This is a genomic window from Veillonellaceae bacterium, assembly GCA_012523975.1.
Taxonomy (GTDB): domain Bacteria; phylum Bacillota; class Negativicutes; order JAAYSF01; family JAAYSF01; genus JAAYSF01.
Genome location: JAAYSF010000076.1, coordinates 1 through 8,181, shown reverse-complemented (window position 1 = coordinate 8,181; position 8,181 = coordinate 1). Strand labels below are relative to the sequence as shown.

Annotated in this window: 7 protein-coding genes; 6 read left to right on the top strand and 1 reads right to left on the bottom strand. The window is 39.1% G+C overall.

Features of this window, described 5'->3' with window-relative positions; translation table 11 throughout:
* From miaB to hfq, 6 genes are all read left to right on the top strand, one after another.
* Positions 1–1,287, top strand: a 1,287-nt coding sequence (gene miaB, locus GX348_10845; protein ID NLP42667.1) for a tRNA (N6-isopentenyl adenosine(37)-C2)-methylthiotransferase MiaB, incomplete at its 5' end; no start/stop codon positions are given.
* Between the two features lie 22 nt (positions 1,288–1,309).
* Positions 1,310–3,898 carry a DNA mismatch repair protein MutS gene (mutS, locus tag GX348_10840; GenBank protein ID NLP42666.1) on the top strand — a complete coding sequence of 863 codons (2,589 nt, stop codon included), beginning with the start codon at positions 1,310–1,312 and terminating at the stop codon, positions 3,896–3,898.
* A complete protein-coding gene (mutL, locus tag GX348_10835) occupies positions 3,895–5,694 on the top strand; it encodes a DNA mismatch repair endonuclease MutL (GenBank protein ID NLP42665.1) in 1,800 nt (599 codons plus the stop codon). Before mutS ends, mutL begins: the two co-directional genes overlap by 4 nt.
* A gap of 20 nt (positions 5,695–5,714) precedes the next feature.
* Entirely contained in the window at positions 5,715–6,503 is a 789-nt protein-coding gene (locus GX348_10830; GenBank protein NLP42664.1) for a class I SAM-dependent methyltransferase, read from the top strand.
* A gap of 1 nt (position 6,504) precedes the next feature.
* Positions 6,505–7,455 carry a tRNA (adenosine(37)-N6)-dimethylallyltransferase MiaA gene (gene miaA / locus GX348_10825; GenBank protein ID NLP42663.1) on the top strand — a complete coding sequence of 317 codons (951 nt, stop codon included), beginning with the start codon at positions 6,505–6,507 and terminating at the stop codon, positions 7,453–7,455.
* Between the two features lie 32 nt (positions 7,456–7,487).
* On the top strand, positions 7,488–7,754 hold the full coding sequence (hfq, locus tag GX348_10820; protein ID NLP42662.1) for an RNA chaperone Hfq: 267 nt from the start codon (positions 7,488–7,490) through the stop codon (positions 7,752–7,754).
* Between the two features lie 156 nt (positions 7,755–7,910).
* Here the strand turns inward: hfq and GX348_10815 are convergent, their stop codons facing one another.
* Positions 7,911–8,075, bottom strand: coding sequence for a hypothetical protein (locus tag GX348_10815; protein NLP42661.1), 165 nt, complete (start codon positions 8,073–8,075; stop codon positions 7,911–7,913).
* Positions 8,076–8,181 lie beyond the last annotated feature (106 nt).

Genomic DNA, 8,181 nt, shown 5'->3' with positions numbered 1-8,181 from the left:
TGCCAAATGAATGAGCATGATACCGAACGTTTGGCTGGAATGTTAAAAAGCATTGGTTATACATATTCCGACCAACTTGAATCTGTTGATCTTATTTTAATAAACACTTGTTGTGTGCGTGAAAGCGCCGAAAAAAAGATTTATGGTAAAATAGGTGAATTAAAAAGGCTTAAGGCGGCGAATCCCAATATTATTATCGGAATAGCAGGCTGTATGGCCCAAAAGGATAAAGATAAAATCTTCAAAAAAGCCCCGCATGTTGATTTTGTCATAGGGACTCACAACATCCATGAGCTTCCTGATATTGTAAAGGAAATAAATAATTCAAAGGAGACGGTGCTGGCGGTATGGGATCAAGCTGAGCGATTAGCTCCGGATGTCCCTACTGTGCGCAAAGGCGACATTTCTGCATGGGTACCTATTATGTATGGCTGCAATAATTTCTGCACTTACTGTATAGTGCCTTATGTTCGTGGGCGTGAACGCAGTCGACCGTTACAGGATATATTACAGGAAATTTCCCAGCTAGGGCAGGCGGGATTCAAAGAAGTAACTCTTCTTGGGCAAAATGTTAATTCCTATGGCAAAGATAGCGGGGGACAGTTTGATTTTGCTGATTTGTTAAATGCTGTTGATGGTATTGAATCAGTTGAAAGAATTCGGTATATGACATCTCATCCTCGGGATATGTATGATAAGGTAATCTCAACCATTCGTGAAAGCAAGAAGGTTTGTGAGCATTTTCATTTACCTATTCAGTCGGGTAGTGATGAGATACTAAAAAGAATGAATCGTGGATATAACACCGATTATTACTTTAAATTAGTTACGCAGATTCGAAAAAATATTCCCAATGCAAGCATAACTACAGATTTAATTGTTGGTTTTCCAGGAGAAACTGACGAGCTATTTCAGGAAACATTAGACTTTATTAAATTGGTTAAATTCGATGCTGCCTATACCTTTTTATACTCAAAGCGTTCAGGGACTCCGGCTGCAACAATGGCTGATCAAGTTGAACTAGTTGTGAAAAAAGAACGGCTGCAAAAAATAATGGATGAGCAAAATGAAATAAGTTTATCGATTAATAAAAAGCTTGAAAATCAGCGATTAGAGGTACTGGTTGAAGGAGCTAGTAAAAACGATGATAGTAAAATGATGGGGAGAACAAGAACTAATAAAATAGTTTTGTGGGATAAGGTAGGAAACGAACTGCCTGGTAAGCTTGTTAATGTTACCATCCAGAAAGCCCAGACTTGGTTACTTAAAGGTCAGTTACTGGGCTAATAATTCGGAAGAGGAGATTTACATGGCTGTAAGCTATACACCCATGATGCAGCAATATCGCGAAATCAAAAGTAAACACACCAACGAAATTCTTTTTTTTAGGCTAGGTGATTTTTATGAAATGTTTTTTGAAGACGCTCAGCTAGCATCTAAGGAATTAGAAATTACGCTAACTTCCCGTGACGGGGGTCAAAATGCGCGTGTTCCGATGTGTGGGGTCCCTTACCATGCTGCTGACAATTATATTGCAAAACTTATAAGCAAAGGCTACAAAGTCGCGATATGTGAGCAGGTCGAAGACCCAAAAAGCGTTAAAGGTTTAGTCCGACGCGAAGTTGTAAAGATAATTACGCCGGGAACTGTTTTGTCAGAGACCCTATTAGTAAAACAAAGCAACAACTATTTAGCAATTGTACTGCAGAATGAGGAAGCCTTTAGTTTAGCAGCCTCAGATATTTCCACAGGCGAATGTCTATGGGCTGATTTTACAGGATCTAATCGATTTAATGACTTATGTGATCAGCTTTTTCGTTTAATGCCATCCGAACTGGTTTTAATTGATGATCTTAGCTCTAAAGAATTAAAGGGTTTTCTCCAAAATAGACTGCATAATTGCATTTGTACTGTGTTAGAAGATATTGATACCGTACAGGTAGATAGATTGCCGGCTGCGCATTTTAAACAGGAAGAACTACCAGAGTCCGTCGGAGCATTCACGGCTGTAGGATACTTGTTATATTACCTCCACAATACATTGAAAACCGACTTAAGTCATATAAATTCCCTACAGAAATACAATGTTACCGACCATTTAATAATAGATAGTACCACCCTGCGGAACCTAGAGATAACTAATAACATGCGCGATGGTGGAAAGACGGGGACTTTATTCCATGTTATAGATTTTACTAAGACTGCTATGGGAACAAGATTACTTAAAAGATGGCTAGAGTTTCCACTGCTTGATATCAATAAGATAACTACTCGTCAGGATGCAGTGGAAGAGCTTTGTATTAGACCGGCCATGCGCCAAAAAATTCAGGATCAGCTTGCTAATATATATGACTTTGAACGGATATTAACCAGAATAGAAGTCGGTTTAGCCAATGCCCGAGACTTAAATGCCCTTAAAATATCGCTTACCACTTTGCCGGACATAAAAAGTGCTCTTTACGATGCAAAATCCAGCTTATTGCAAGATATTGATACGATGATAGCTGTTCAAACCGATATGGTAGAAATTATTGAAACTGCAATAATTGATAATCCGCCGATCTCAGTGCGGGAGGGCGGTATTATAAAAGCCGGATATAATAAAGAATTGGACGAGTTACATGAACTGGCTTATAATAGCAAGAAGTGGATCCAAGACTTGGAAACTCATGAACGAGAGATTACAGGTATTCGTTCCCTTAAAGTTGGATATAATAAAGTTTTTGGCTATTATATCGAAGTAACGCATACACATTCAGCGGCTGTTCCGGCAAATTATGTTCGTAAACAAACCTTAGCAAATGCTGAGCGTTACATTACCCCTGAATTAAAAGAATTTGAGAATAAAATCCTTGGTGCGCAAGAGAAAATAATTAACTTAGAATATCATTTATTCCTAGAAATACGCGACATAATTAAAATTAGAGTTCAAGAATTGCAGAGTATAGCTAAGCAAATCGCAAAACTTGATGTAGTAGTAAGCTTAAGTGAGGCAGCGATACGTTATAATTATATTAGGCCCCTAATAACCAGTGAACGCAGGATATTAATAAGAGATGGCCGTCATCCCGTTGTCGAGCGATTGTTAGTAAATGATATGTTTGTGCCGAATGACGTTGAGTTAAATCATTCGGATTGTGAGATTATGGTTATTACCGGCCCCAATATGGCTGGTAAATCTACCTATATGCGTCAAACGGCATTGCTTACGCTTATGGCTCAAATAGGATCTTTTATCCCAGCACGTGAGGCGGCTATTGGACCAGTAGACCGTATTTTTACCAGAGTCGGCGCTAGTGATGACTTAGCTACAGGACAGAGCACTTTTATGGTAGAAATGAATGAAGTTGCCCAAATTCTTAAGAATGCTACTTCAAATAGTTTAATAGTTCTTGACGAAATTGGCCGCGGCACTAGTACTTTTGATGGTATGAGCATTGCTCGAGCTGTTATCGAATATATAAAGCAGCGTATCAAAGCAAAGACACTCTTTGCTACTCATTATCATGAATTAACTGAACTAGCTAGTCTATACAGTGGGGTTGCTAACTATTCTGTTGCCGTAAAGGAACGTGGCAACGAAGTAGTGTTTTTGCGTCGCATCGTTCCCGGCGGTGCGGACAAAAGCTATGGTATTTATGTTGCCCAATTGGCAGGCCTGCCTAAAAAAGTTATTGAACGAGCTAAAAAATTGTTAGATGAGCATGAAAGCTGTCCGCAAAGACAGGTAGTAGCACCCGAAGAAGCTGCAATGATATCGCAGCCAATGTCTCTATTTGGCAGCTCGCTTGCCGAAGAACTCACAAAAATTGATTTGATGACCATTACACCACTTGAAGCATTAAATATTTTGTACCAACTGCAAATACAAGCCAAGCAGGAAGTTGGTAAGATATGAACAGACTATCGACTATACACATTTTAGACGAGAATACAGCAAATAAAATAGCAGCGGGTGAAGTAGTAGAACGGCCCGCGTCAGTTGTCAAAGAACTAGTTGAAAATTCAATTGACGCATCTAGCTCGAAAATCGAAGTTGAAATTTCCGATGGCGGGACTAAATTTATAAGAGTTACTGATGATGGAATTGGTATGAGTCGAGCTGATGCTGAATTAGCTATTCTTAGGCATGCAACAAGTAAAATACGACTAGTCGATGACTTAACACAAATTAGTACGCTAGGATTTCGCGGCGAGGCTCTGCCAAGCATTGCTTCCGTTTCGAAGTTTACTTTAACAACAAGACTTCATACCGATTCTCTTGCTACATTTGTTGAAGTAGAAGGCGGAAAGTTAGTAGAATTACGTGACGCTGGAAGTAATGTGGGAACAACCATTACTGTTTCGAACCTGTTTTTTAATACGCCAGCCCGGCAAAAGTTTCTTAAGACTAATGCTACTGAAAGTAACTATATAAGTAATATCTTAATGAAACTTGCCCTTTCGCATCCTGAAATATCGATAAAGTTTATAAATAATAACAAGTTAGTATTTTCAACGCCGGGTACCAATAATTTAGCTGATGCGATTTCAGGTATTTACGGGCATAAAATTGCTAGTGAACTTTTACCAATCTTACTTTTGGAGGATAGCATTGAAATAACCGGTTATATATCGAAACCCTCGATACTGAAAAGTAGTCGAAGTTGGCAGACCTTTCTAGTAAATTCAAGGGTAATTCAAAGCCGGTTTATTGCTAAAGCAGTCGATAGTGCTTACCACTCACTTTTGCCAAAGGTTGGATACCCTTTAGTCGTAGTTAATATAGTAGTCCCTAATGACTATATTGATATAAATGTGCATCCCCAAAAAAGTGAAGTCAAATTTAGTAACGATCAAATAATTTATCGATTAGTTTATAAAGCTGTATCAAATGCTCTAAAAGAAGCAACACGAGATCATAAAAATCTAGCAGTTTCGTTAGATATTCCCATTAAACCGGCAAAAGTGAATGTATCAACGAGCATTCCCAAGAGTTACCCTAAGCCGCAGGAAACAGTATCTTTATGGCGAGAAGACATGATGCCGCTTAGAATGGTACAAGAAACCATTCACCAACAAAATCCAGTACTATTATTTCAAAATAGTGATGGATCCCCTTCTGATAATAGTACTTCTGAAGAGCAGGCATATTTTCAGCCATTAGGTCAATTAGATGACTGTTTTATAGTAGCCAGGGGCCAAGATGGTTTGTATATTATTGACCAGCATGCAGCTCATGAACGTATTTTATATGATAAAATGTGCAATTCAGTTGGTCGTATTCCGGTCCAGCAGCTTTTAACACCAATATTTATGGAATCTGATGCTGGCGAGCTTAATATTATTGAGGCTAATGCCGAGGTATTCCATAGCTTAGGTTTTACTCTAGACCAAGTCGGGCCGAACATAATGCGGCTTTTAGAAGTGCCTGCCGATATACCTACCTCGGAGGCGGAAAACATATTAAGGGAAATATTAGTTAAGTTGACAGACATGCATAATCCGGCTCCTAGTGAATTACGTCATGCATGCTTGCAGACTGCCGCCTGCAGAGCTGCCATTAAGGCTGGCGATACTTTGAATATGCGACAAATCAAAGCTTTATTAGAAGATTTATTTAAAACCGAGTTACCTTACAATTGTCCCCATGGGCGACCCGCAATAATAAAATTCAGCCATAGAGATTTAGCAAAGATGTTTAAACGTATATAAATTAGATAGGTGGATTATTCATGGCTCATGCTGTTGTAACAACAGTTCGTAACGCTACTGGTACTGACGAATCAATAGGACGTATGTTTGCTTCAGAGTTAGGGACTGTCTTTGTAGAGCGGAACAATTACTCAATTGCAAATTTGAAAAACTTATATAATGTTGAGAACATTGTCGTAGTTACTAAATCAGGACCGGTTATTTATACTTTAGCGGGAGAGTACTATTTCCATTTGAGTATGGCGGAACTACGTATAAAAAACCTAAAAAATGGAAAACATGACCATATGACCGATGCAATGGGCTTGTTTCCAAACGCCTCCGTACTTGATTGTACCTTAGGCCTGGCCAGCGATGCTATTGTCGCAAGTTACTGTGTCGGGAATAATGGAAAAGTTGTAGGTTTGGAAGCTTCGCCGCTGCTTGCTTTAATAACGAAATATGGGTTGCAAAATCATATTAGCGACTTGCCTGGTGTTACTGAAGCTTTGCGTAGTATAACTGTTGAGAATGCTGATTACAATTCCCAACTTGCCAAATATGATGATAATAGCTTTGACGTAGTGTACTTCGATCCTATGTTTCGTCGACCCGTTCATGAAAGTTCCAATATGAAACCTTTACGTTATCTGGCTGATCATAGGCCGTTAACAGTTGAGGCTGTTAACGAGGCCAAAAGAGTGGCTAAAAGGCGGATTGTGATTAAAGAGACCAAAGACAGCAGTGAATTTAGCAGACTTGGAGTTGATACTATTGTTGGCGGTAAATACAGCAGTGTTAGCTATGGTCTGATTCAGCTAGGAGGTTAAAATGGAGCGTTTGATAGCTATCATTGGTCCGACGGCTGTAGGCAAGACAAAGATCAGTATTGATTTAGCTAAAATGCTAAACACCGAAATCATATCCGGAGATTCAATGCTAGTTTATAAGAACATGGATGTCGGTACGGCAAAACCTACGTTAGCTGAACGAAATGGCATTATTCATCATATGGTCGATATTCTCGACCCGTCTCAAGAGTTCAGTGTAGCTGATTTTCAGGAAATCGCCAGTAAACACATCACAGATATCAATCTACGTGGTAAGCTGCCAATCCTTGCAGGAGGCACCGGGCTGTATGTTAAGTCCTTACTGGAAGGCTATAAATTTAACTCAACTAGTGCCAGCACTGAGCTGCGTGGGAAGTATGAGGCGTTGGCTGCAGAAATGGGTAATGCATATGTGCATAGCTTATTGGCAGAGGTGGATCCTGATAACGCCGCAAGGCTTCATCCTAATGATCTAAGGCGCGTTATTCGTGCTCTAGAAGTCTATTATTGCAGCGGTATTGCCTTTCAGCAAAGTAAGGAAGCAACGCATGACAGTGAACTTATTTATGATGCCTTGGTTATAGGTCTGACAATGGAGAGAAGTCAGTTGTACCAGCGTATCAATCACAGAGTTGACTTAATGATTTCGCAAGGACTTGTCGACGAGGTTGCGGAACTATTAAAGGCGGGTGTGTCACCAATAGCACAATCGATGAAGGGAATCGGTTATAAGGAGATTATTTCCTATCTGAAAGGAGATGTTGATTTACATACAGCTACTGAAAAAATAAAGCAGGCAACCCGCCATTTTGCAAAGCGACAGTTAACCTGGTATCGTAAGATGAAATATATAGTTTGGTTTGACGTTGGCGAGTTTTCATGTTACGACGACATGATGGAAAGTTTTTACAAATGCATAGCAGGAAAGTTTTGTATAAAGTCGAAACAATAAATAAAACGTGATTCAACGGAGGGGTTAGAAACATGACAACTAAAGTTATCAATTTGCAGGACAGTTTTTTAAATCAAGTACGTAAAGAGAATGTGCCCGTTATCATATATTTAGTAAACGGGTTTCAACTTCGTGGTTCAGTCAAAGGTTTTGATAATTTTACTGTAATTATCGAAAATGATGGTAAACAGCAGTTAGTCTACAAACATGCAATTTCTACCGTAACGCCCTTCCGGTCATTAACAAATAATTACCATGATAAGAAAGAGGATACAAAATCTGATAGCACACTGAAATAACCTAACTTGCTAGATAAATTTTCTGGACTATAGAATTCTTATCGAAAATTAAAGGTAGGGTAGCAATTTGCTACCCTACTACGGTTGATGAGTTTTTTTACTTTATTTGCAATAATGGTGCTAGCTATCCACTCTCGGTTCATGAAGTACTAGATGTTATTCCATGAACTCGTATGGATTGGGAGAAAATTCTACCTGCTCAGCCTTGGTATTTGTTTTCTTGCCAAGGTTTAGACCGCTTGCCTCTAAGCGAGTAGCGATATCGTCTTCGGTTGCCGCAACAAATGCTGCGTCTTCTTCTGCCATACGTCTATTTTTCAATCTTATCACCTCCTATGAGGATTAGTTTTCCCACTTTTATAGAACTCGAGATTTTATTTTGCAGTCTGGTAAATGTAATTTGTTCCAATTAAAACATTAATTTCGG